Source organism: Treponema denticola ATCC 35405 (genome assembly GCF_000008185.1).
Taxonomy (GTDB): Bacteria; Spirochaetota; Spirochaetia; order Treponematales; family Treponemataceae; genus Treponema_B; species Treponema_B denticola.
Window position 1 is genome coordinate 482,012 of record NC_002967.9, and the last position, 23,875, is coordinate 505,886.

Annotated in this window: 18 protein-coding genes and 2 pseudogenes; 9 read left to right on the forward strand and 11 right to left on the reverse strand. The window is 35.4% G+C overall.

Annotation, left to right across the window (positions count from 1 at the left end; genetic code table 11):
• Window positions 1-156: 156 nt before the first annotated feature.
• The gene (locus TDE_RS02065) at window positions 157-1,161 is read left to right on the forward strand and encodes an HlyD family secretion protein (RefSeq protein WP_245522436.1); all 1,005 of its coding nucleotides are present in this window, start codon (window positions 157-159) and stop codon (window positions 1,159-1,161) included.
• Window positions 1,155-2,528, forward strand: a complete 1,374-nt coding sequence (locus TDE_RS02070) for a TolC family protein (protein ID WP_010956742.1) — start codon at window positions 1,155-1,157, stop codon at window positions 2,526-2,528. The genes TDE_RS02065 and TDE_RS02070 overlap by 7 nt, the downstream gene beginning before the upstream one ends.
• 3 nt (window positions 2,529-2,531) lie before the next feature.
• Here the strand turns inward: TDE_RS02070 and TDE_RS02075 are convergent.
• The 4 genes and pseudogenes from TDE_RS02075 to TDE_RS02095 form a co-directional block, all read right to left on the reverse strand.
• Window positions 2,532-3,502: pseudogene (locus TDE_RS02075) on the reverse strand (tetratricopeptide repeat protein).
• Window positions 3,503-3,517: 15 nt separating this feature from the next.
• The gene (locus TDE_RS02085; protein WP_002681488.1) at window positions 3,518-4,534 is read right to left on the reverse strand and encodes a tetratricopeptide repeat protein; all 1,017 of its coding nucleotides are present in this window, start codon (window positions 4,532-4,534) and stop codon (window positions 3,518-3,520) included.
• 14 nt (window positions 4,535-4,548) lie between these two features.
• Window positions 4,549-5,736, reverse strand: a complete 1,188-nt coding sequence (locus tag TDE_RS02090; RefSeq protein ID WP_002681490.1) for a LysM peptidoglycan-binding domain-containing protein — start codon at window positions 5,734-5,736, stop codon at window positions 4,549-4,551.
• 62 nt (window positions 5,737-5,798) lie between these two features.
• Window positions 5,799-6,796: pseudogene (locus TDE_RS02095) on the reverse strand (tetratricopeptide repeat protein).
• 241 nt (window positions 6,797-7,037) lie between these two features.
• Between TDE_RS02095 and rbr the strand changes: the two are divergent.
• Window positions 7,038-7,613, forward strand: a complete 576-nt coding sequence (rbr, locus tag TDE_RS02100; protein ID WP_002681498.1) for a rubrerythrin — start codon at window positions 7,038-7,040, stop codon at window positions 7,611-7,613.
• Window positions 7,614-7,636: 23 nt separating this feature from the next.
• On the opposite strand, the gene TDE_RS02105 is transcribed toward rbr, so the two are convergent.
• The 5 genes from TDE_RS02105 to TDE_RS02125 form a co-directional block, all read right to left on the reverse strand.
• Window positions 7,637-9,340, reverse strand: coding sequence for a RecQ family ATP-dependent DNA helicase (locus TDE_RS02105; protein ID WP_002681501.1), 1,704 nt, complete (start codon window positions 9,338-9,340; stop codon window positions 7,637-7,639).
• A gap of 62 nt (window positions 9,341-9,402) precedes the next feature.
• Complete coding sequence (gene recO, locus TDE_RS02110; protein ID WP_002681503.1) at window positions 9,403-10,212, reverse strand: DNA repair protein RecO; 810 nt, start codon at window positions 10,210-10,212, stop codon at window positions 9,403-9,405.
• Window positions 10,213-10,214: 2 nt separating this feature from the next.
• Window positions 10,215-11,684 carry a HEAT repeat domain-containing protein gene (locus TDE_RS02115; protein WP_002681511.1) on the reverse strand — a complete coding sequence of 490 codons (1,470 nt, stop codon included), beginning with the start codon at window positions 11,682-11,684 and terminating at the stop codon, window positions 10,215-10,217.
• Between the two features lie 66 nt (window positions 11,685-11,750).
• Window positions 11,751-12,890, reverse strand: coding sequence for a tRNA guanosine(34) transglycosylase Tgt (gene tgt / locus TDE_RS02120; protein ID WP_002681512.1), 1,140 nt, complete (start codon window positions 12,888-12,890; stop codon window positions 11,751-11,753).
• 292 nt (window positions 12,891-13,182) lie between these two features.
• Window positions 13,183-13,902: a DUF2715 domain-containing protein gene (locus tag TDE_RS02125; RefSeq protein WP_002681513.1), complete on the reverse strand. Its 720-nt coding sequence runs from the start codon at window positions 13,900-13,902 to the stop codon at window positions 13,183-13,185.
• Between the two features lie 171 nt (window positions 13,903-14,073).
• Between TDE_RS02125 and TDE_RS02130 the strand changes: the two genes are divergently transcribed.
• Complete coding sequence (locus TDE_RS02130; protein WP_002681514.1) at window positions 14,074-14,355, forward strand: helix-turn-helix domain-containing protein; 282 nt, start codon at window positions 14,074-14,076, stop codon at window positions 14,353-14,355.
• Window positions 14,356-14,454: 99 nt separating this feature from the next.
• Here the strand turns inward: TDE_RS02130 and TDE_RS02135 are convergent, their stop codons facing one another.
• Window positions 14,455-14,724 (reverse strand): hypothetical protein, encoded by a 270-nt coding sequence (locus tag TDE_RS02135; protein ID WP_002681515.1) that lies wholly within the window; start codon window positions 14,722-14,724, stop codon window positions 14,455-14,457.
• 43 nt (window positions 14,725-14,767) lie between these two features.
• Window positions 14,768-15,802, reverse strand: coding sequence for an NADase-type glycan-binding domain-containing protein (locus TDE_RS02140; protein WP_010956745.1), 1,035 nt, complete (start codon window positions 15,800-15,802; stop codon window positions 14,768-14,770).
• A 264-nt stretch (window positions 15,803-16,066) separates the two neighbouring features.
• Between TDE_RS02140 and TDE_RS02145 the strand changes: the two genes are divergently transcribed.
• The 5 genes from TDE_RS02145 (at window position 16,067) to TDE_RS02165 (ending at window position 23,865) form a co-directional block, all read left to right on the forward strand.
• The gene (locus TDE_RS02145) at window positions 16,067-17,041 is read left to right on the forward strand and encodes a hypothetical protein (RefSeq protein WP_002681524.1); all 975 of its coding nucleotides are present in this window, start codon (window positions 16,067-16,069) and stop codon (window positions 17,039-17,041) included.
• Between the two features lie 53 nt (window positions 17,042-17,094).
• Complete coding sequence (locus tag TDE_RS02150) at window positions 17,095-17,820, forward strand: gamma-glutamyl-gamma-aminobutyrate hydrolase family protein (protein WP_002681526.1); 726 nt, start codon at window positions 17,095-17,097, stop codon at window positions 17,818-17,820.
• Window positions 17,821-17,872: 52 nt separating this feature from the next.
• On the forward strand, window positions 17,873-19,153 hold the full coding sequence (locus tag TDE_RS02155; RefSeq protein WP_002681529.1) for an APC family permease: 1,281 nt from the start codon (window positions 17,873-17,875) through the stop codon (window positions 19,151-19,153).
• A 196-nt stretch (window positions 19,154-19,349) separates the two neighbouring features.
• Window positions 19,350-20,897 (forward strand): LamG-like jellyroll fold domain-containing protein, encoded by a 1,548-nt coding sequence (locus TDE_RS02160; protein WP_164920589.1) that lies wholly within the window; start codon window positions 19,350-19,352, stop codon window positions 20,895-20,897.
• Window positions 20,887-23,865, forward strand: a complete 2,979-nt coding sequence (locus TDE_RS02165; protein WP_002681534.1) for a tetratricopeptide repeat protein — start codon at window positions 20,887-20,889, stop codon at window positions 23,863-23,865. The genes TDE_RS02160 and TDE_RS02165 overlap by 11 nt, the downstream gene beginning before the upstream one ends.
• Window positions 23,866-23,875 lie beyond the last annotated feature (10 nt).

Consider the following 23,875-nt stretch of genomic DNA (forward strand, 5'->3'; position numbering starts at 1 on the left):
TTCTTAACTATGAACCCTATACGCCTTATACATCTTAAAGATTTACGTTATAAACACGAAATATTTTTACAAAAACCGCCTGTAGTTTTAACTGTTTTTATTTACATAATAGGTAGCTTGATGCTGTTTGCTTTTTTATATTGCATATTTGGAAAAATGGAAGAAGTAGTATATGCAAAAGGACAGGTAAGGCCTGTACAAAATATATCATTAGTAAAAAATATAATTGCAGGTGAGATTGTACAAATAAATTATTTGCCTGGACAAAAAATAGAAAAGGGTGTAGAACTTGTAAAAATTGATGACAGTATTTATTCGGCAAGAAAAGAAGCTCTTCAAGCCTATTATGATGAAATAAATAAAAAAATTGAAGGACTCAAAAATTTAATTAAAAGTTATCATGCCGATAAAAATTTAATTTCTAAGACAGACAGCTCAACTTATGCACGCTTTAGAGTTTATGTAAATGAAAAAGAAATTTTGACAAAACGTTATAATATGGTGAAAAAATTATGGCTTGAAGCACTTGAATTACCTGCAACAGCAATTCAACAGGCTCAGTTAAGAGAGTTAAAATACAAGGCAGATATGGCAGAGCTGGATTTGACTACTTACAAAAATAAATTTATTAATTCTCTTCTTTCTGAACTGGATAACTTTTTAATAGAAAAAGAAAAAATATACAGTCAATTAAAAGATGCGAATCTTTCTTTAAAAAACACTTGCATTAGATCACCCATATCAGGTTATGTACAAGAAATTTCTTCCTTAAATAAAGGCGATTATATTAATGTAGGGCAATCGATTCTTAATATTGTTCCGGATGGAACAGATAACTATAAAATCGAAATCCGTGTTCCTGCAAAAGATGCAGGTAAAATAATGGAAAAAATGAAAATAAAATACCGATTTACCGCATTCCCATATCATGAATTCGGCGGCGGAACAGGGGAAGTGGTTAATATAGAACCGGATTCATTTGTAGCCCGTGATGGTTCGGTCTATTTTGCCGTTACAGGAACTCTCGATAAGAATGTATTACTTGATAAAGAGAAAAAAGAATACTTTGTAAAACCCGGTTTTGAAATTGATGCCCGCATTATTTTAAGAGAGCAAAGTATCTTATGGCATTTTTTAAAAACGATGGATCTTGTATGGTGAAAAAATTTTTTTATATATTTATATGCTGTATATTATCTTCACTATATGCAATTGAATATGAAGAATTTATTGCCGGGGTTTTAACAAACAGTAATGAATATCAAAAAGCTCTTAGTAAATATAATATAAAAAAAACGACAGCACAAAAAATACAATATAGATGGATTCCTAAATTATCTTTAAAGTTAAACTATATTAGCAATGTGGAGATTAAGACTCATGATCAAATACATGCCTTTACAACAGGTCTCAATTTAAAACAAACCCTACCTATGGGAATGGGCTTAACTTTTAATATTGATAATACATTTGCTTTAAGTAAAATAAAAGGTATAAAAAATGAATACAGCTCTTCCGCTAAAACTCAATTTTCAATGCCGCTTTATTTTTTTGCTCCGGCTATTTTAAAACCGTATTCAGAGCATGAGTTTTATTTGGGTGAAAATAGTATTAGTTTTGCCGATTTGGAATTACAACGAATAAAAGAAAAAATAATTGCAGAGGCAATATATGTTGCTGTTTCTTATTGGCTTCAAAAAAAGACTATAGCAATTGAGGAAGAAAAGTCACAAATAGATTTACAACTGGGCTTAAATGATGAAGCTTTATGGAAGCAAGGAAAACTTTCTACGCTTGAACTTTCGGAAAGAAATACAAAAAGATATAATAATCAATTAAATTTGTTAAATTCAAAAAAAAGATACCTTCAAATGCTTCATACTTTAAATTTGACAGGGATGAGTGCAGATGCAATGCCGAGTAATATTGAATCTTGGATAAAAAAACTTGAAAGCTATATTTCTCATGAGTATATAAATACCGATGCCGAATTTTTACTTAAACAAAAGCAATTGAAGGTAAATCAATATTATACATTGAAAGAACAGCTTAATCGGCTTCCGTCGTTTATATTTTCATTTACACTTGATCCGGCTTCTAAATCAAAAGGCGGTGTGAAATTTAAAGATACTATTCAAAATTACTGGAAGGCCGAGAAGGACTGGCTTTTTAATTTTGCTATTGGAATAAATATTCCGCTGTCTCCACTTGATGAAGTCTATGATATAGATAAGACTACTAAAGAACTGCTTAATTTAAATAAACTGGAAATTGAAGCTCTTAGTATGAACTATCAAAATAAAAAAGAAGTTCATGAAATAAATTTAAATATCTTAAACGAGGTTTGTATTTTAGCAGAAAAGAATAAAGAGAATATACAAAATCGTTTAGCTTCTTCAGAAGTTTTACTAAAACAAGGCTATATAACCGAGATCGATTTTAAAATTCAAAATCTTGATTATCAGCTTTCACAATTAAATAGTCTAAAAGCCAGGCTTGATTATATAATTGAAGTTTTAAATTATTAATAATTATTTTTCTCCCATTTCAGCTAGAGCTTCGTATGCTTCTTGTTTAACTTTATCAATATTGTCCGAATCCAATTCAATAGCCCTATCAAAATCTTCTATAGCTTTTTTGTATTCTTTTAGGGCTAAATAAGCTTTGCCTCTTGTCAGATATGAGTCTGCAAAACCTGAATTTAGTTTTATTGCTCTATTAGAATCGGATATTGCTTCATTATATGATTGCAGCATTAAAAATAGATATCCTCTTGTACTATATAATATCCAAGATTGTTCAATATTAATAGCTTTATTGGCAACTTCAAGGCCTGCTTCATAATTTTGAGTCTGTAAATATATACTTAGTAATGATTTGTAGGGTGCTATAAACTCAGGCATAAGTTCGATGGATTTGTTATAATCGATAATTGCATCATTATATTTATTTAAATATTTATTTAATAGACCTCTTAAACTGTATAGTATTCCATTATTTTGATTTAATTTAATTGCAACATTTACATCGCTATAGGCTTTATCATATTCACGGAGTTGTTTATAAACCAAGCTTCTAAGCTCATAATATTTGTAATTTTTATCGTTGAGTTGTATAGCTTTATTTAAATACACAAGTGAACTCTCGTATTGTTTTAAATATTCATATACTAATCCTTTCCAGTAATAAGTTTTATCTTCTTTCGGATTAAGCTCAATTACCTTATCAAAGTCAGCTAGAGCCTTTTCGTGTTCATTTACATAATAATACATTTCTCCTCGATTTAGATAGGCTTCAATATAAGCCGGGTCTGCTTCAATGGCTTTTGTATAATAGTATATAGCTCTTGTTCCGTCTTTTTTTCTTTTGCAGTGCTCTCTGCCATGTTAAAATACTCGGCTTGACTGTAGTTTTGTTTTTTACTTGTATCGGTTGTTTTACAGCCGTAGAGTAAGATTAAGATAAATATGATTGCGATAAAAAAGCGATTTTTAGATTGCATTTTTTAACTCTCCGTTTATTTCTTTTGTTCCATTTCGGTCAGAGCTTCGTAGGCTTTTTGTTTGTATTCGATGGCATCTTGTTTTTCTGTATTTTGGTTTTCTAGAGCAAATTTAATAGCCATATCAAAATCTTTTATTGCTTTTTTGTATTCTTTGAGATCAAAATAAATTTTTCCTCGGATATTGTATAGAGAGGCATTATGAGGATACATCCTTATACCGGTATTACAGTCTTCTATGGCTTCTTTATATTGCCCTCTCATTGAAAATAATGTTCCGCGTATTCCATATAGTATACCTATCCATGAAGGCTTCATTTTTATCATCTTATTGACAATTTCAAATGCCTCATTATTTTTATCCATTTCCAGATATATAAAAAGTAGTCCATTATACGGCCATATATCATTAGAATCCAATTTAATAGCTATTTTAAAGTCGTTTATTGCATCATCAGTTCTTTCAAAATGTTCGTGCAATCTCCCTCTTAAATTGTATAGTTTTGCAGATTTCGGATTTAATTTAATTGCAGTATTTATATCCTCAAAAGCTTTTTCATATTCATTGATTTGTTCATAAGCTCGGCTTCTTGCTTCGTAATATTCATAATCTTTATCGTTTAAGTTTATCGCAGTATTTAAGTTTTCAATAGCTTTATTATAGTTACCTGCATCATTAAACAATAAACCTTTAAAATAATAGGCTTTATCTTCTTTCGGATTAAGCTCAATTATCCTATCAAAGTCAGCTAGAGCTTTTTCGTGTTCATTTACGTAATAATACATTTCTCCGCGGTTTAGATAAGCTTCAATATAAGCCGGATCTGCTTCAATAGCTTTTGTATAATAGTATATAGCCCTTGTTCCGTCTTTCTTTTCTTTTGCAGTGTTCCCTGCAATGTTAAAATACTCGGCTTGACTGTAGTTTTGTTTTTTTTCTGTATCGGTTGTATCTCTATTTGTTGTTTTGCAGCCGTAGATTAAGATTAATAAAAATATGATTGTGATAAAAAATTTATTTTTAGATTTCATTTGCGCCTCTCCGGTTAGTATTGGATTTGTACACCGATGTCAACTTGCAGAGTTGAAAAAGGATTGTTATCTTTTCCGGTCAGTTGTGGAAATGGTCCTGTTTTAGTCGAATATACATCCAAATTAGTTCTTATTCTGTTTTCTACATAAATATTACCTGCTCCCGCACCTGATTTAAAAGGTGTTTTTATATCTATTCCAAACTGAGGTTGTACATAATATACAGTTTCACCCTCTTTTGTGTTAGATGTTCCCGGTAAGGAGCTAAATGAAAAATTTGAATTTTCATTTAAGGGCTTGGTAATTGTACCCCTGGTCTCTATCAGAGAGTTAATTCCGTTTCTTACCGTTTCATTGCCTAAATACAAAGCGCCTGCAATGAGGCCAAACCCTCCCAGTAGAGGAAGTTTTTCATAATGGTTGGTTACAAAATTAACTATGGTATTGGTTAGAGATTTTGGATCTTGGCCTTTAAAAATATTGGCATCGGGATCATATTCATTCTTATTTTTATGCTCACCATCCATTATATCTTGTGTGATTGTTTTTAGATTATTTAATTGATTTTTAAATTTTTCTGAAGTATCTATGGTTTTATCATTATCTATTTTTTTTAATTTATTATCTTGTTTAAAAAAGCCCTTTTTTGTTTTAATATCTGCGATAGAAATCCCAAATGATGACTCTTGTTTGTTTGAGTTTTTCTCGTCTGATGAATGTTGCCCATTTCCGTTTACTTGCTTTTCTTTACCATAGGATTTTTCCTGTTTATTTGGAGTATTCTCCGTCATATCCGGTTCGGTATCCCCTCTTTCCGAATAATCGGTTTTGTCCCCATATTCTTCCTGTGATGTTGTCGAAGAAGAATCCGTTTGAGTCTGCGACGGTTCACTTGGAGTAGAGGAAGACGACGATACGCTGCTTTCTTTATCGCCAAATACTATTTTTTGCCCCGGCCGTATCAGGTCAGGGTTTTCTATACCGCTGTTTTTTGCAATTTCTTTAATTTTTTCGGATAACTCCTTAGTGCTTGCATCAGGATAGTGTTCCCGTGCTATCTTACTTAAAGTATCTCCTTGTTTTACTGTATAATCTCCTTCATTCTCATCTTTAGATGTCTGTTTACCGCCGTTTATCATATACAGCTCTTCAATGGTTAATATTCTGATTCCTGATTTTTTTATGTTTGAATTTTCTTTCATACTTAATCCTCCTATAGTATATGGTAAGATATAAATCTTTTCTTGTCAATATAGTAATTTTTTTATTTTCTCTCCATTTCAGCCAAGGCTTCGTAGGCTTTTTGTTTGTATTCGATGGCATCTTGTTTTTCTGTATTTTGGTTTTCTAGAGCAAATTTAATAGCCATATCAAAGTCTTCTATTGCCTTTTTATATTCTTTTAGAGCTAAGTAAGCCGTTCCTCTAATATTGTATACAATCGCATTATGGAAATTTATTTTTATACTGGTATTGCAGTCTTCAATAGCTTCTTTATATCGGCCTTGTAGTGAAAATAAGCTGGCTCTAAACCCATATAACATATCTATGTATGGAGGTTTTAGTTTAATTGTTTTATTGATGGCTTCAAATGCTTCATTATGTTTATTTGCAGACATATAGGCTAAAATTAGTCCATAATATGCTTGCATATAGTTAGGATCTAATGAAATGGCCTCATTCGCAGAATTTATTGCATCATCATAGCGTTTTAGCTCTATGTAAAATGATCCGCGCAAATCATATAGTTCTGCAGATTTCGGATTTAATTTAATTGCGGCGTTTACATTTTCAAGAGCTTTTTCAAATTCATTAAAGTGTATATATAACCTGCTTCTGGTTTCGTAATATTTATAGTTTTTATCATTAAGTTCTATTGATTTATTTAAATTTTCAAGAGCTTTATTCTCTTGCTTTGAGTATACAAAAAAGACGGCTTTCCAATAATAGGCTTTATCTGATTGAGGATTAAGCTCAATTGCCTTATCAAAATCGGCTAGGGCTTTTTCGTGTTCACCCAGATAAACATATGCTTCTCCGCGGTTTAGATAGGCTTCGGCATAAATAGGATCTGCTTCAATAGCCTTTGTGTAATAGGTTACTGCTCTTGGTATATCTTTTTTTCTTTTGCAGTGCTCCCTGCCATGTTAAAATACTCGGCTTGACTGTAGTTTTGTTTTTTACTTGTATCGGTTGTTTTACAGCCGTAGAGTAAGATTAAGATAAATATGATTGCGATAAAAAGTCTATTTTTAGATTTCATTTTTTAACTCTCCGTTTATTTCTTTCCTTCCATTTCGGTCAGAGCTTCGTAGGCTATTTGGTTACAATAAGAATATTATAATAGGCAAAATTTGTGTTGTCAATTATTTTTCTTGCCCTCTTTTACTCTTTTAAAAATAGAGTTATACTAAAATATAGGCTTTTGTTTTTAAAGAATGAGTTTTTTACTCTGTGCCCCTTTTTAAGAACATTAGTCACTTTTATACTAATAGGAGAAGAGTATGCAATCATTAAAAGGAACAAAGACCGAACAGAATATTCTTTCGGCTTTTATCGGAGAGTCTCAGGCTCGTAATAAGTACACATTTTGGGCAAGCACAGCCGAAAAAGAAGGCTTTGTGCAAATCGCAAGGATTTTTATTGAAACGGCAGAGCAGGAAAGGGAACATGCAAAACGCCTCTTTAACTTTTTAGAGGGCGGAGAGGTTACCGTTTCGGCTGCGGCTCCTGCAGGCGTGGTAGGTACAACTTTGGAAAATCTAAGGCAGGCTGCCGCCGGTGAAAATCATGAATGGCAGCACATGTATCCGGAGTTTGCTAAAACTGCAAGGGAAGAAGGTTTTCCTTTAATTGCTGCCGTTATGGAGAGCATCGCTGTTGCCGAAAAATACCATGCAGAAAGGTATGAGGCCTTTATCAAAAGGCTCGAAGAGAATTCTATGTGGGTACAAGAAAGTCCGACAACATGGAAGTGCTTAAACTGCGGCTTTATCGTGGTAAGTAAAAACGCTCCCGAAAAATGTCCTGCCTGTGCTCATCCCAAAGCTTATTTTGCCCGTTTGGAAGAAAGTTTTTAAACTTATCAAGTTTTAAACTTAATCTAAACACTAAGCTTATCCTTCCAAAGAGGGGTTTTCAGTTTTTTGATAAGCCCCTCTTGAAGCAGCTCTGCACTTAAACGCTTTACATCCCCAGCTTCCCAAAATATTTTCTTTGAAGAAAAAAAATCGATAGCTTCATTTTGAGTAAAAATTCTTTTATTTGCTTTTATAAGTTTTATAAAAAGCTTTTCGTCCTCGGGATATTGAACAGCCGTTTTATTACAAATATCGCAGCCCGAACAGGCTATTACTTCTTCGTCGGGATTGGAAGCTTCTGCCCTTGTTTCACCGAGGGCCTTTAATAGAACTGCCCTGCGGCACTTTCCGCTTTCGGCAAAGTCTTTAAGAACACCGGCCCTAAGACGCTGTTTTTCGGGTAAAAGCTCTATCCTTTTTTTATCGGCAGGCGACCATAGCAGAACTGCTTCGGCAATGCTCCCGTCCCGCCCGCCTCTTCCGGCTTCTTGAATATAGGCTTCGGCAGTAGGAGAAGGATCCATGTGAATTACAGTTTTAACATCCTTCTTATCGACACCCATCCCCCAGGCACAAGTACATATCAGTATACCGCTTTTATGTTCATGGAACCATTTTTCTGTTTCGGCTTTTTCTTCTCTTTCGAGGCCTGCATGATAAAATCTTATATTTTCATCATTTAAACGGAGCCGCAAAAATGAAGCTGTCTGTTCCGTTCCTTTCCGGCTGGAACAAAAAATGACCATAGGTCTTTTTCTTTTTTGCACCTCTTCAAGAAGGGCAGGATTTTTTACCCTGCAATGCTTTACAAAATAAATTATATTTGTTCTATCCGATTCGCCTCGAACCAAATGAGCCCTGCCCTCAAAAAGAATTTCGGCTATACGTTGTAAAACCGGAGGACTCGCTGTTGCCGTAAAAGCTGAAACCGCATAAGGATGAAGCTTTTTGATTATGTTTGTAAGCTCAAGATAGGCAGGTCTAAAACTGTCTCCCCATTCGGTAACGCAGTGTGCTTCGTCTATTGCCAAGTGAACCACATTGCAGGCTGCAATCCTATCTATAAGAGTTCCGCCTGAAAGAACTTCGGGATTTGCAATTATGAGCTTTGCAGGAGGTTTGCCGTCGCTCCCTTCCATGCGTGCAAGCTGGGCTTCTCTTTCTTCTTTAGTTTGCCCGCCCTTAAAGATGACAGGCTCAAGTCCGCCCTCCGCCATTCGCCTAAACTGATCGCTCATAAGGGCTAGGAGGGGATAGATGATTACTGTAGGCCCGTCCAGCAGAAGGGCCGGAACTTGAAAGCACAAAGATTTTCCGGCTCCTGTAGGCAGGAGAATAATTTGCCTGCCCCGCATAATTCCGTCCTCATCGTAAAGTGAAGTTATTTTTTCATCTTCGGTGTTTGAGGTAATTTTTTGCAGCAATTTTGTTTTTTCCTCTTTGTCCGAATCTTCCCCGTCTTTATTTTTAAGTTCGGTTTGTTCGGCTTCAATGCGGGCTTCCACTGCGTGAACCGCATCTAAGATATTGGCTATTGCAAGCCTCTGCCAAGGATAGAGCGACGGAATACCGAAAACGTTTTTTGCACAAACTGCAACGGCATCTTCGGTTTTTTCCAAACTGTATTCGGGGTTGTCGGTCTCGCAGACAAAGGGACAATAAAGGTCATCCGGCGTATCCTCCCATCGGTACAGCTCATCGGTTTCTTGTAAATTTTGATTTTTCATTTTCACCTCTCAATATTATTGTATGAGATAGATGAAAGAAATCGTAATTTTTTAAAAAGAAATTACAACAGAAAATCACAAGATTCAAGGGTTTTAAAATTTGAACCTGCGGCAAGTCTTATAAGATAGAATAAAAAATCTTTTAACTCGGCATAGGCTTGATCCGAGAGGTTTAATTCTCTTGAAATTTTAGGGATAAGATTTTGAACTGCAAAGAGGTATAAAAGGCTTTCGCCTGAAAGGGGAAAGGCCGGTTCGTGTTTATCAAGGCAGGAACTGCAAACGCAAGAATCCTCATGCGGAACGAAAAAAAAGTTTTTTTCAGCATAAGAAAAGGCCGAAACGCTTTTATTAAGGTAATCCGTTTCCGGCATTTTACTTGAAACCCTTATTCCGCAACGGCAGCAATGTTCCATATCTGGGGCAAGACCAGATAAAGAGATTACACGCCACAAAAAACGGAGCAGGGCTTTTCTACATTCGTTTTCGGAAGAAACGGCAATTCCCGTTAAAAAGGAATTTATGATTTGCCAATCGATGTTTCCCTTAAGCTTTACGGCTAATTCGGCTGCAAATGCGGCACACCAAATACGGGTCAGGTTATCGCTGAGGCCTATGCGGTAGTCGCTTACCTTAAAGTCGCTTATCTTGTTTGAATTTTTTATGGGGTTGGAATAAATCCAAACTTCTCCTGTATGATAAGGGATGACCATGCTGCGCAGTTTGCTTTTAGGCCCGCCGAAGACGGCTGCATCTACCAGCTGGCAGGAGTGTTCAGTATAGGGTAAGAGGAGGAGGGCGTTTCTGTGTCCCTCCCCGAATGTCTTCAATGAAAGAACAAGGGCTTCGGAAGACCAAGAGCGGTTTGCCATTTTTATTTAGTGCCTGTTTGATTGTTTTGAGCGCTGTTTGTATTACCTGATTGTAAGAGGTCTTTAGCCCTTCGGCTCAACGCTCCGTTTTTTTCGTCTTCGGCAATTAAGGAAACAAGGGGCACCAGCTCGGGATATTTATTCCGTTTGAACATATCAAGCCCTATACTCTTAAAAATCGGATCCTTATGGTTTAGATAGGCCTCGGCTATAGGCGCCGTTCCTCTGTTTTCGATTGTTGAAATAACCTTGCCAAGCTCTGCGGAAAATTTGCTTTTTTGTTTGTCCGAAATAGCTTTTAATGCAGCCTTCTTTACATCATCGAAAATTACATCAAAGTTATTCTTTAAAAGGCTTTCGGCAATTTTTAAGCGGATGGATAAGCCCGTTCTTTCTTCATTAAAAGAATCTATGAGCCATTCGTTTGCTTCCGCATTGTTAAAATGAGAGAGGGCTTCGATGGCGGCCAGTTTTACAACATTTTCAGGATCTTTTTTTGCACGGTATAAAATAAATGGAACGGCATCTTCGGCTTTTTCTTCTTTTGCGGACTGAACGGCTTGAAGCCTTACTTTATAATAGGAATCCTTAAAGGCTTGAGTCAGGACGCTTTTGGCCTTTACATCCTTAAAGCCTGCAATACCCTTTATAGCAGCAGTTCTTAAAATCGGATCTTTACTTTCAAAAATTTCGGATAAAATCGGGATAGCCCGTTCATCGCCTATTTTTCCTAGGGCTGAAACGGCAGAACCTCTTATGATGGAATTTTGATCGGAATCTTCCGCCGTACGGATTAAAAAATCCCATATTTCGGGAGTGTGCAGATCTTCCAATGCAAACATTATGTTTTGCTTTATTATCAATGATTTTTTTTCATCATCTGAAGCCTCGGAGTCAAAAAGCTCTGTAAGAAAAACGGCATCCTCCGGTTTTCCTATCTTTCCTATTGCCGAAATACAAAGGTCCCTGTACTCGCTTTCTTCATCTTTTAAGATTTGCCTTAAAAAATCTATACCTTCATATATCTCAAGGTCCCGTATGTAGGAGATCGCTGAACGGACAGTTTCTTGGGGGGCGTCATCTTTATTTTCCAAGAGCATGAGGGCATCGGCCTTTAAGCAATCATTCTTTTTTTCGGCAAAGTAAGCAAATAAGGCTTCTCTGATTGCAGGAATCTTGGTCTCGGCAAATACTTTCTGTAAATCGGTATCAAAGCGGTCATCTTCATCGGCTTTTAGTCTTTTTATAAGTTCCAAGATATCGTCGCCTATGCCGTAAAGAATCGTATCTCTTTTTTCTTCAAATTCCGAAACTTCTTTTTTCTTTTTTTCATCAGCTTGAGCTGCCTTATTTTCTGAAGGAGGCTGGGCGGTTTCTTGGGCTCCAAGTTTAACTGCGAAGCTTAAAATAAATAAGAGGCTTAGTACGCCGGGTTTTAAAAAAAAGTTTAATTCTTTTTTTAGGGTTTTCATAAATTATCCTCCGTGATACAAGTTTTTGCCTTGCAAAACACTACCGGTTTTAGACTTACACAATACTCAGTCTAAACGATTTTCATATTTCTTTAAAAAGTTTTTATAATAATCGTTAAAAGAATCATTTTGGATGGCCTCTCTTATGTCTTGTACCATACTATATAAAAAAGCCAAGTTATGATAGGTTGCAAGCATTGAGTATAAAATTTCTTTTGTTCTAAATAAATGCCGCAAATAGGCCCTTGTATATTGTCGGCAAACCTTGCACTTGCATTGAGAATCGATCGGGTTAAAGTCAAATTCGTACTCTTTCCGTTTAATTGAAATGGCTCCTTCATGGGTAAAAAGGTTTCCGTTTCGGGCATTTCGGGAAGGCAGTACGCAATCAAAAATATCGACTCCGTTTTTTACAGCCTCTAGGATGTAGTCGGGAGTTCCGATTCCCATTACATAGAGGGGTTTATTTTTAGGGATGTGCTTTGCGGTAAAGCTCAAATATTCTTGGTAGAGGTCTTTAGGTTCTCCTATGGAAAGGCCGCCTATGGCAATTCCCCTAGGCTCATGCTTTAAGATAGCTTCAAGACTTTGAAGTCTTAGGTCTTCAAAGAACCCGCCTTGTACTATAGGAAAGAGGGCTCCGTCATATTCATGGGGGGTATTGTGCCAAGCTGCAAAGGCCCTGTCGAGCCAGTTCATAGTTATTTTAAGGTCGGCAAGGGTTTGGGTTTTGCTTATCCCAAAAGAAGAGCAGATGTCCAGCTGCATTTGAATGTCGCTGTTAAAACCCGTCTGCAATTCTACCGCAATTTCAGGGCTTAAAAATTGACGGCTTCCGTCTATATGGCTTTGAAATTTTACACCCTCTTCGGTAATTTTTCTTAATTGTGAAAGCGAAAAAACTTGAAAGCCCCCTGAATCGGTTAAAAAGTTTTTTTTCCAGTCTGAAAAGCCGTGTAAGCCTCCAGCCGCTTTTATAACTTCAATTCCCGGGCGTAAAAAAAGATGGTATGTATTGGCCAAAATAATTTCAAAACCTATTTCGTCTAAGTCATCCTTTGTCATCGCCTTTACGGTAGCCGCCGTTCCCACAGGCATAAAGGCCGGTGTAAGCACCTTTCCATGAGGCAGCTCCAAAACTCCCGTCCTTGCAGGAGAAGCCGCATCTTGATGTAAAAGTGTAAAAATTTCTTTTTTTTCTTTCATTAAATTTTCAATCCTTTAACCGCTTGAAAGTTTATCACAAAGACGGGAAAAAATCAATTAAAGGGGAAAGTTGCCGGCAGGGACAGCTGGGGGTCGGTATTTAACCGCAGGGGGCGCAAAGAACGCAAAGAATTTTTTGAGATGCGAAAAACTGTCGGATTGGTTTTGTATACCTGTATAAATTAAAATACGTCTGGCAAAGCAAAATCATAAACATCTATTATATCGACACCATAATATTGACAAGCGTCTGCATACATTACAGAACTTTTGTGTATGCAGACGCTTGATGTTAAAGTTTAAATGTAGGACCTATCTTAAATGTAAAAACATTAACAAATGCAGGCGTTTCGGGGCCGTAACCTGTACCTAAATATGGTAAAGGCGACTTATCGTTATACCACTGCCAGCCGGCGCAAAAACTATTCAAAAAACTGACATTTATGCCAATTTTATCAGTGAAATAATAACTTGCGCTAAAATATAATGGAATTCCAAAATTAGCCGTTTTTAAGGAAACATTAATATTTGGTACTGTAATACCTGATGTCGATATTTCTTTTATCGTATTTACTCCACCGCCAAGAGTTAATCCGGAAGCAAAAGTTAAATATAAATTGGGAACACCCTTATATGTGTATCCAAATAAAAAATTTCCTTGTGCAACAGCTCCTCCGCCGATTTTAGCTTTGGCTTTGAAGTTCAAGACCTCCGTATCCCTTACAAATTCTTTGTAATTTGCATTAACATTCCCGATAAACAAAGCATCAACTGAAAACAAAAAGGTGAAACCTTTTTCCTTTACTGTGCCGAGTAATATTCCGAAATTCATTGGCGTCCATGACAGTGAGCTCTTCTCTTTATGTGAGAGACCTCCTATGTATACGGTTGGAGGGAATACATCTGTAGAGAATACATTCGAAGCTCCTAATGTAGGGCTGATTACGAATTCTGCAAAACTATTTACAGAAATAAACAACATACAGAAAAAAACAATAATCATTTTTTTCATAGTCTAAACCTTCCTTTTTGCAATACCTTTTTACATTGCAATTATTTTTTTGTTGAAAATGTTAAATTGGTTCTGTACACCTGTCTTTAAACAGGTCAATCTAACTATATTTATGATAATATCATACTATATTTCATTGTGTCAATACTATATTTAGTTAAAATATTATGAATGAGTGTGTTTCTAAGAGAACAACAAAATCTTGTTATCAATAGACTTCGTAAAGAAAGAGAAAAAGCAGGTTTATCCCAGTTGGAATTGGCTTTGCGGGCGGATATTTCCCAAAATATGATAAATTATATTGAAACGGGTAAAAGGACTCCCAGCCTTGATACTCTTTTAAAAATTTGTCATGCTCTGAATATAAATCCTGCTGTTCTTTTTTCCGATACGGAAGAAGAAAAGGAAAAAGCAAAAAAGCAGGTTCTTGATATCATACAAAGATGGATGTAGGCTGCGCTTCAGGTTCATATTGATTTCTTTTGCCACTCGGTATGCAGAAATACCCATCACATCTACTTTAATTAAAGAGCCTAAGCTATTAATTGGGGTTTAGGCTCTAATCTTAAATACCTCGATATTTGGAAAATCTTTTACATCATAATACGGTTCTTCATTTTCCCATAATTGATGAAATCTTAAAATATGAATATGATTTTCATATGCCTCTAATTGTGTTTTATCAGATACTTTATCCAATGAATTTATCATTGAATCTTGAGTTTTTAAAAATATATATTCATTATTTTCAGAATCCATTGCTGTATAAAATTTCGGGAAGAGAATATCTTGTAATTCGATAATAGTCTTAAAACAATTCATATCTTTTTATAAAGCCTCGCATCCCAGCTTTGAAGGTCGCTTACTATTTAATTTGTATTTCTGCAATACAAGTATCGGAATAACGGTTTCCTTTATATAATTCTACAGTTTGAATATAGATGTCGGAAGAAAGCGGAATACCAAAAAATACGAAGTCTTTTGAATGCACATCTTTTAACTCAAAAATCTTATCATTAATATACATTTCTCTTATACGGTTATTACTTTCATATAAATTAGAACTTTTTACAAACCCATTTATTATGCCGACTCGTTTTATTTTTTTATCACTAAATATTGAAATAGTAATTTCATTATCTTCGGTGTTTTCTACATAAGCTGTTTCAGGATTTTTATCGAATGCATTTTGAATTGTATACATAAACGGACATTTTTCATCAATCAATGTTCTTCCACAACTTACAGATTTATAGTCTTTCAATTCTACTTGCACTATACTACCTGCCTTACTATAGTTTTTTTCTATTGTTTTAAGAATATCCGACAATTTATAAAAATATGCTTTTCCATCTCCCGACACTTCAACAGTTGATTCGGAATCGCTTTCCCCATCATCATAGGACTCGGTTTTGTCTTTTGTTTTATGCATTATAATTTCAAAATCGTCATCCTCTTGAATGACAGAATAATTTGAATATATATTTTCTTCAGCAACGTGAATCGTTTCCTCTATCAAATGTGCTTCATGTAAATAAGAAGAACCCAAGACATAAAGTTTGTTTTTGTATGCAAGACAAAAAATCTGCAAATAGTTAAAAACAAAAGTTCCATACGAGTGATTATCGGTAAATAAAAACCTATAAAAAACAAATGAATTATGGACTTCCTTATAAATACCATGTTCTACCAAAGAAGAGTCTGAAAAAATATGAAATTTATTTGCAAAAGCAAGCACCTCCGAATAGGAATCTTTTATTATAGATTCCCTTTCTTTTGAGATTTTTTGAATTGCCTGATAGTTTTCACCAAAAAGGATTCTTCGCTCGTCATAACTTTGTGAAAATAAATTCATACACAAAAATCCAATCAATAAGATTGATAAACAATTCTTTTTCATTTTTCCTCTTCCGGCAATAGTTTGTTTTTCTACTAAAATGTCTATATTTCAAAATTTCAAACAAGCAGCTCACCGAGCTGTTCATATAACTATATTTATATCATGCTATTTTTCTTGTGTCAACATTATATTTAATTAAAATATAATGAAATTTTACTCAATGAGCCTTTTATAGCCTCCATTGAATAAGATATAATTTTGTGTTATACTCAAGCCGATTAAAATAAAGTGATTTAATCGGCCGATATGGAAACGAGGAATGATATGTGGAATTTTTTTACTAATATTAAAGAAAAGTTTTCAGGTATAAACAAAAATTATTCTGAAAAGGTTTTAAATTCATATACTGCTAAATTGGTTCAAGTGCTGCAATCTATTGATAATCATATAGAGTATGAAATTGAGCTTGCAAATAATGTAGGCTTAAAGCAGGATATATTGGATAAATATGATCCTGTTAAATACATCATTGAGCTTGATACTCAAATATTGAAGAAAATTAAAAATTCGGAAAAAACTTTCTACGGTTTTTACAAAAAAGCAATTTTTTTGGATTTATCCGGATTTAAACATGTAAATGAAAAAATATACAGTGAACTTTTGTATAGAATGTTCGAAATGTCGGCAAGTAATAAAAATATGGATGTAAATAAATTTATAAGAGAATTCTATGCCTATTGCAACAAGAATTCTTTCGCCTATGCCGGAGAAGAAATTATTAATCGGTTAAAAAAATATCTACAGTTGGCTGAACCCTATATAATAAAAACAAAATATGAAGATAGCTCACAAGAAGATTTTAGAAGTAATTCCGGTCAGCAAGAAAATACAGACTTTTTTGCTGAAACAAAAGAAGACGCTTACGGCGTTAAATTGATTATAGACCTACTGTTTCAATATAATATAGAGGATATGAAATCATTAAATAAAATGCTAAAAAAAGCAGGCTGGTTCCATTTTTTTGTATGGATTACTCTTCCGTCAGTGGTAGTTATTTTAGCTTTAATTGCAGCATGCAATGATTATGATCACTCGATTTATATTGGAATTATTCTTATATGTGCAATAATTGTTTTAATCAACTCGATCTTATTTGCCTACATGTCGGCAAAAATAGAATATCTTAAAAAATCCATCATGAAAATTGCAATTGCTGCAAAGATAGGTGAAAATTATATCTATTCTTCTTTAAAGGACCAATACGGAAAAAAAATAAAAAAGCTTTTAAAGTGGAAGTAATCCGGATACAATAGGATTTTTTAATCCTTTAAAAACTATTACAGGAGTTTATTATGAAAAAACCGCTTATAGGAATTACAGGCAGCTGCCTCTATGAAACCTCACAAAGTCTTTTTGCAGGTTATGAAAGAATGTACACCAATGCCGACTATGTGAATTCGGTGCTGGCTGCGGGAGGAGTTCCCCTTATGCTCCCTATAATTGATGACGAAGATGCTATTCAAAGACAGCTTGAAAATCTTTCAGGGATTATCATTATGGGCGGGCATGATGTCGAGCCTCATTTTTTTAATGAGGAGCCGCTTTCCTGTCTTGGAGAAATTCTTCCTAAGAGGGATGTTTACGAACTGAGCCTTATCAAAGCAGCTAAGGCTTTAAAAAAGCCTGTTTTGGGGATATGCAGGGGAATGCAGATTTTAAATGTTGCCTTCGGCGGCTCACTTTATCAAGATCTTTCACTCATAAAAAGAGATATTCAAATACAGCATGTTCAAAAAGCCCGCCCGCAGGAACGCACTCATTCTATCAAGACCGAAGCTGCTTCAATTATGCAAAAAGTTTTCGGCAAGGAAGATATGGTTAATTCTTATCATCACATGGCTGTAAAAGACCTTGCAAAGGATTTTAAGATTACGGCTTATGCTCCTGACGGTGTGGTTGAAGCCATAGAATATACGGGAGAAGGTTTTATAATGGGTGTTCAGTTTCATCCTGAAATGATGGCGGCCGTACATAAGGCGTCATTGGATCTGTTTAAAGAATTTATAAATCGTTGTTAGCTGATTCCGGCTGTTTAATCTATCTATCATATTTCAGTATAAGGAGTTGAAAATGGAAAATAAAGGTAAATTAGGGCTTTTAAGTATTTGCCTTCTTGGAGTAAATGCCATTGTCGGTACCGGAATATTTTTGCTTCCGGGAAAGGCCGCCAAATTGGTCGGTGTATCGAGTATCGGAGTTATTTTATTCGATGCCGTTTTGGTTATTTTGATTGCACTTTGTTTTGCTGAAGCAGGAGGCTTGTTTAAAAAGAACGGCGGTCCTTATGTTTATGCAAAAGAAGCCTTCGGCGAATTCGTCGGTTTTGAAGTAGGCTTTATGAAATGGGCAATAATGGTTATTGCTTGGGCTGCAATGGCTGTAGGTTTTCCCACAGCGTTAGGAAGTGTATTTCCTTTAGCAGCAACACCTTTTTGGCGAAGCGTTATAGCCGTAGCTATTCTTTTGTTTTTAGGATTGATGAACATTGCTGGAGTACGAATTTCAAAAATCGTAAACAATGTTATTACAATCGGAAAATTGGTGCCCCTTATCTTCTTTATTCTTTTAGGTATCTTTTTTATAAAAGGCGATAATTTTCAACCTATGCAGTCGGTAGGTGCCTTAACTACAACGTCTTTCGGAGCAGCTGCTCTTTTAATCTTTTATGCCTTTACGGGGTTTGAATCTATTGCCGTTGCCGCTGAAGATATGGATAAGCCTGAAAAAAATGTTCCTCTTGCTATTGTTTTGGTAATCAGCGGTGTTTCCGTTTTTTATATACTTATTCAAGTAGTTGCTATAGGTATTTTGGGTGATGGACTTACAGCAAGTGAAGCTCCTGTTGCAGATGCTGCCGCAAAGTTTTTAGGCCCCGTTGCAAAAGCCGTTGTTACAACCGGAACCTTGGTTTCAATAGGCGGAATAAATGTTGCTTCTTCTTTCTTAGCTCCTCGAAGTGCCGTAGCTCTTGCCGACGACGGTTTTTTACCCAAGTTTGTAACTAAAAGAAATAAAAAAGATGTTCCCTACATTTCGGTTATTTTAACAACCGCCTTGACAGCCTTGGTTTGCTTAACGGGCAGTTTTTCAAAACTTGCCGCAATTTCGGTTGTTTCCCGCTTTGCTCAATATATACCGACCTGTCTTGCAATCTTAGTATTCAGAAAACGCGGTATGAAAGGCTCTTTTAGAATTCCCGGTGTTTATGTTGTTTCTTTTTTGGCGGTAGGAATAAGCCTTTGGCTTTTATATAATTCAAGCTGGGACAAGATTTTATTCGGTTTAGGCGGTCTTGTAGTCGGAGCCGTTTTTTACGTTATAATGAAACTTACACAGAAAAAAGCTAACTAAACATTTCAATTTAGAAAAGATTTTGTCTTTTTAGTTTTAAACCAAACCGGCCGGATAATTAGGCAGTTAAAGCTTAATTTAGGCCGGTTTTTTATTCGTGCGGAGGTTTGTTGATTCAATTATTGCCGAAAAATATTCTAAATCTATAAAAACGCGGTTATTTTATTGACCTACAGGGCTTTTTTGCCGATAATAAATGCAGATTATGTATAAATTTAAACTGAATTTACGAAAAAGCTCTGTTGTGAGCCTTATATTTTTTAATCTTCTCTTAATTTCCGCTTTTTCTGAAGATGCGGTACTGAATTTCGGCGGAAAATTGGGTTGGAATAATCTTTTTTATTCCCGCAATATAGAACAAAGAAACGGGAAATTCGGCTTTCAGTCTTTGGGATTGACATCCGCTTCTCATAATATTACCGAAACTACGGATATGTACCTTAGCTTCGATTTTAAGGATACGATTGAAGAAACCGGAAATTATACTGTAGCTAATTCATCGATTATCCATCTTGGTGCTGAAAAGGCAAAAATCGGAGAAGGTGCGGCTCTTTTTCATTATAATTCCAATAATGAAAGTTTGACATTAAAACCCTCAAAGACTTCTTTTTTTGCAGGCACTAAAATTCTAAAATCCTTTACAATAGAATTCTGGCTATGCCCTCAGACAACGGAAAGCGGAAGTACGATTTTGCGCTGGTGGACTTCCTTAGTTGAGGGCAGAAAAACAATGTATCAAAATATTGCGGCAAGTATTTTTAACAATAAGCTCGAATGGTCTTTTTTAAATATTTGGCAGGACAAAAACAATAAGGGACTGGATGTCAGACTTTCAGGAAAGTCAAACATAATCCCCGAAATTTGGAGTCATCATCTTATTACTTATGATGAAACTACCGGTCTTTTGGAATATAGGATGAACGGTAAGTCCGAAGCCATTGTTTATATGACCGAGACGGGAAGAGAGAGCAATCAGGTGTTGTATTCTGCATTGGGTACTTCATCGGATGTACTCATAGGCTTAAACTATTCCGGTTTAATCGATGAACTAAAAGTAACAAACTTTTTTTCCCAATTCGGAATGCCTTGGGAAATATCTTCCTTGTTTGAAAAGTACCCTCAAGACGGAGGCCGTATAGAAACGAATATAATCGATACCGGAGGAAATAAATCGCAGCCTCGTGTTTTAAAAGCCTTATATGATAAACCCGAACAAACCGATGCGGAATTTTTTATCAGAGCTGCCGATAGTCCTTTTAATTGGAACGGAACCTATCCTGAATGGAAGAGTATCAGACCGAATGAAGAGATAAAAAATATTTCGGGCCGTTTCTTTCAGATTGCTTGTAATATTTATCCCGATGCGGAAGGGCTTAAATCTCCCCTTATCCATTCATTTTCTTTGGAGTATGAAAAAGATAACCTTCCTCTTCCTCCTTCAAAGCTTATTGCAAGGGCAGGAGATTCATCGGTTGAATTATTTTGGTCTCCTTCTATAGATACGGATGTAAAGGGTTATCTTATTTATTTTGGAAATAAAAAAGGTGAATATTTCGTTGAAGGTTCTCCGATTGATGTAGGAAATGTGATAAGTTATAAAATAGAAAATTTAAAAAACGGCAAAATATACTTTTTTGCAATAGCCGCTTATGATGAAGAGAATGGAGAACATGCCGGAGATACATCAAAAGAGGTGTGGGCTCGGCCTCTGCAAAGTAAAAAGGAAGGAAAGAATGTCGAGTAATTTGAACATTATAATTGAGCAGGCTAATGCAGCTATTTTATCTCGTGACTATGCTTTTGCAGAAAAAATTTTATTAAATCAATTAAAAAAACAAAAAAATACACCTGATGAGTATTATCAATTAAAAAATCTTTTGGGAAAACTCTATATCCGATCGGGCGATATGAAAAAGGGCTTGGAAATATACAAAGAACTAAATTCTCTTAATCCCAATAATTCAGATATTCTAAACAATATGGGCGTTATCTACCGCCGTCTTAACATGTTTAATGAGTCGATAGTTATCTTGGAAAAGGCAAAGGCTATAGACAGCAAAAATGAAACAACTCTTTATAATCTAGGCAATACATATAAACAAAACGGCGATTACAAACATGCAATACAATGTTTTACCGATGTATTGGATATAAAACCGGATGATGCCCTTGCATATAACCATTTAGGAAGCGTATATTTTTTATGCAAAGATTACCCTAAAGCTCTTGAAACTTATAAGATCGGTTTAAAAGTAGATCCCAATCATCCTTTTTTGAATTTTAATCTTGCAGAGTTGTATAAAGAAGAAAAGCATTATAAAGAAGCGATTAATTCATATCAAACTGCCATGAAAACAAAACCTAATTGGTATGAGGCTCTTGCGGCTATTGCCGATTGTTATGTAGAAATGGAAGAACTCGGAAAGGCGATTGAAACCTATAAAATGATTATAGGGTCAACAGGTCAATCGGAAGAAAATTTTACAAAATTAGCTAAGCTTTATGAAAAAATTCATGAAGATAAAGATGCCGAAGATTTTTATAAAAAAGCCGTTTCTATAAATGGAAACTTTTTGCCTGCAGTACTCGGATATGCCAATATGCTTAAAGCACAAAAAAGATATTTTGATGCTTATAATATTTTGATAAATAATAAAGAGAAATATCCTAATAATAAAGAACTACTATTGAGCACGGCAGAAGTTTGCTTGATGCTTGAAGATTATGCAAAGGCTAAAGAAATCTTAAATCATTTAAGTAAAGAAATTAAGGGCGATAAAGATGTTCTTAAAATGCAGGGTAAGCTTTATTCGGTATTAGGGGATACAAAAAAAGCAGAGCTTATTTTTGAACACTTACTTCAGTTGTCTCCGAGCGAAATAAATATGAGGGCCGAATTGGCTGATTTATATTTTCATAACGATAAATATAAAGAAGCCGCAAATGAACTTATCAAATATCTAAATGAAAAGCCTCAAGAAATTTCTGCAAGGTTAAAACTAGGAAAAGCTTATGAACAAATGAAAAGGTATGATTTAGCCAAGCATGAATATAATAAAATAATAAAAAATGATGCAAATAATACCGAAGCTCTTGCGGCAATTTTGGAGCTGAACAAAAATGAAGGCAATACTGTTGAAGCTGTTCGTCTTGCAAATAAAATTGTTGATATTCAAACCGATAAAATAGAAAATGACGATATAGGCAGTTTGTCCAAGTCCGTTCAGTTATATGAAGATGCCGTTAAGTCTTACGGCGATGACGGTATTCTGAATAAAAATCTTGATAAGCTGCGCCCTCCTCAAGAAGAACTTGATATAAGCCCTGAACCGGATTTAGAAGATTTGGGGGCGGTAAATTTTGAAGATGATGATGAAATAACTCTTAGCGAAAGCTTTGAAGATATGCCTGATTTAGAGATGCCTTTTGATGATTTAATGGAATTGGCTGATGATGAAGTTTTTGATCGAGGAGAAGATGAAGATTCTTTAGATAATTTGGTCTATGTTGATGCACCCATTGACGATAGTCCGGACATAGGGGCCGAGTATGATCCTCTTGAGCTGGGCAAGCCGGGGCCCAATAGGAATCGAAAGAACGATATACCTGAAGAAGAGTTACAACTTCAAGATACTTCATCAAAAGGAGATGTTCCTGCAAAAGAAACAACACCTACAAAGGACTTTGCTCCTTCCCAATCTAAGCCATATCAATCTCCTTCAAGTGAATCGGCTCCTCTTCAATCTCCGCCGTATCAAGTACCTCCAAATGAACCGGCTTCTTATCAAGCTCAGCCGCAGCAGCAATCAAGTATACCGGAATCGGATTATCCCCAAGATCTTAGCTCTGCCGCAAAATCCGGAAAGCCCGACACAGCCGATATGCCCTTTTCTGCAGCAAAGCCTGACACAGCTGACAGCTTTGGTTCGGAAGATGAAGGAATCGAAATGGAACCGGAATTGGAAGCAGTACCGGAATCAAGGGACGCTTCTAGCCCTCTGTCTGAAAAACCGGCAGATAAAAAAACGTCTCAAGCTTCGGGTAGTCCAAACCTTGATGAGATGGATCTAAGTGCTGAAGATTCTTTAAGTAATGAAGATGAATTAAATAATGAAAATGAGTTAATTGATGATCTGCCTGCCAGCTCGAATGTGCCTTTGTCCGAAGAAACAAATTTAAGCTCTGATGATGAGGATTTTTTAGATCCTGCGGGTACGGCTCCCGACTCCCTTATTCCTTCTTCCTTTGATGATGATTTGGATACTTCCGATTCTGTTGATGAAATTGTAAATAAACTTTCCGATAAACCGTATCTTTCACTTCTGCCTCACAGCTTAAAAGAATCTCCTCGATTTGAAGAAGAGTTGGATATTATCGAGGGTTATGAAATAGTTAATCTCTTTGTCTATTTGCGTGACTTGATGGATAATCTTCCTTCTATCGAATTAAAAGATTTTCTTATAAGTAATGAGCGTATTCAAATGGAATATGTTATAAATAAATTGTCCGGAGAGGTCGGGTTAAAACGCAGGATGATTCTCTTAAATGTAAAAGGTGCTTTGAAAAAAACAATAGACCCTAAAACTTCTACGGATAAAACTTTAAAGGATGTTTTGGGCTATCTTAGAATAATTGCATCTCAGTTGCCTGATAAGGGATTTGCTTCTGCCTGTATAGGAAAGATCAATAGCCTGATAGAACAAATCGAATAAGGCGTTCATA